Origin of the sequence: Streptomyces sp. NPDC057654 (assembly GCF_042800135.1) — a bacterium.
Classification (GTDB): Bacteria; Actinomycetota; Actinomycetes; order Streptomycetales; family Streptomycetaceae; genus Streptomyces.
Genome location: NZ_JBHVHQ010001200.1, coordinates 1 through 1991 on the forward strand (window position 1 = coordinate 1; position 1991 = coordinate 1991).

Genomic DNA, 1991 nt, shown 5'->3' on the forward strand with positions numbered 1-1991 from the left:
TGCTGCCCGAAAGGGCCGAGACGCCCGACTCGCTCGCGGCGTCCTCGCGCCCCCCGGCGCCCCGCCGGCCCCCCGGCCCCCCGTGGCCCCCCTGGCCGCCCTGGCCACCCGAGGAAGAGCCGCTCGACGTCGAGGAAGACCCGTTCCTGGTCGCCGGGTAACCGACCGATGTGCCCGGACCGGAAGGCGACTCCGAGCTCGTACCGTGCGACGAGGTGGGCGCCTCAGCGGAGAAGCCGTCCCCGGTGCCCCGCAGCAGCGGCGTCCGGCTGTCACCGGAGAACGCCGACGGGCTGTACCCGGAACCGCGCGACGAGGTGGGCGCGTCCACGGAGAGGCCGTCGACCGCGCCGCCGTTCCGGCCCGGCACGGGAGTCCGGCTGTCGCCGGAGAGCCCCGACGAGCTGTACGGACGACCGGCCCCCCCGGGCGGCTCCGATCGGCCGTCACGCACCGACCCGCCGTCACGCAGGGATCCGCCATCGCGCACCGACCCGCCATCGCGCACCGACCCGTCGTCGCTGCCCAGCTCCCAGTAACCGTTGCGGATCCTCGGACCGCGGTTGACCAACCCGATGTCCTTGAATCCGCCCTTGCTCGCCCCGGCCCCCAGATCGGGCAGGTCGAGCGCCGGGGGGTTCCTGAAGTTGCCGAAGTACGAACGGAAGCCGCCGTACTTGGCGTTGAAGTTGGCCTTAGCCGTCGGGATGTGGCCGATCGCGCCGCCCACCGCACCCGCCAGGAAACCCAGCGCGGGCGAACCGTCCATGTCGAACGCCGCGTTGGTGGCCGCCATGGACGCCGCACCGCCGGCGCCGCCCAGGAGCATCTTGCCCAGCAGGGTGCTGATGACCTTCTGCCCGATCTTGCTCAGACCAGCCCCGGCGAAGAGACCACCCGTGATCGCACCGCTGATCGCGCCGGCCCCCGTGGCGATGCCGACTTCCTTCCAGTCCAGCGTATGGCGCCGGTGCAGAGCGAACTGGATGCCCTGGATTCCCAGCGACAGTCCCGCACCAACCGCCGCGTTGACCCCGGTCGCCATCAACAGACGGCGCAGGATCATGCCGATCGCCAGCCGGCCCTGGGCGTAGATCTCCGGCAGTGCCTCCGGGGCCCACCAGGCGAAGAAGGCGATCTCGGCCGCCATCCACCCCAGCATCGCCAAGATCATCATCTTGGAGTACTGCACGTTCAGCGCGAACTCGTCCAGGTTGTCAGCCAGTTCGTCCGCCGCGTCCGCGACCTGATCGTAGTTGGCGGCCATCTTCTCAAGAAACGCCTCGAACTGCTGCGCCGTACTACCGGTGACACCGGCCTTGAAGTCCGCCAGCGCCTCCCTGGCCGACACCGCGGCACTGCGCATGTCCGCGGCGTAGTCCTTGTGCCGCTGGGAGAGCTCCCAGCACTTGTCCTCGTCGGCCTCGGGCCACTCGCCGCCCGCGAGGTCGGCGACCCACTTCAGCCCGCTCGGCATCATGATGCTCACGCCGACGCGCCTCCCCTCGACAGGGCACGCGACGGCACAAGCCCCGAGGGCGTCAGGACCGGACCGGACATGATCAGGAAAGCTCCTCCGCGGAACCCTGCGGCGTCCCGCCGTCCGCCGGACTCCCCGGCCGCACGACCGGCAGGATGTCGTCCAGCGCTCCCCGCCAGCCGTCCTCCTCGTTCACCGCGCCGACGGCCTCGACCGCCTCCCGCAGCATCCCCGGCTCCTCCGCGGACGCCGGCTGCCGCGTCACCGCGTCGGCCCGGCAGTAACCGGTCGCCGCCAGTTGCAGCGCGGCGTCCACCGGGTCCTTGGGACCGGCCCAGCCGAGCGCGGCGAGCGAGGGGCGGTACTGCTCGTTGTCACGCCACTCGACGACCTCGCCCCGGGAGCCCGAACGCCACTCGCCGGCCATGGCCCACACTGGCGGGGCGCCCGCGCCGGACCAGGCCGGGTCGATCATGCCGAACCACTGGTCCGGGGCCGACCGGGCGGACTC

Annotated in this window: 2 protein-coding genes; both read right to left on the reverse strand. The window is 72.1% G+C overall.

Annotation, left to right across the window (positions count from 1 at the left end; all coding sequences use genetic code 11):
• A partial coding sequence (locus ACFU99_RS41985; RefSeq protein ID WP_384403610.1) for a WXG100 family type VII secretion target occupies positions 1-1489 on the reverse strand: 1489 nt, incomplete at its 3' end.
• Positions 1490-1562: 73 nt separating this feature from the next.
• On the reverse strand, positions 1563-1991 hold a 429-nt coding region (locus ACFU99_RS41990; protein WP_384403613.1), incomplete at its 5' end, for a type VII secretion system-associated protein.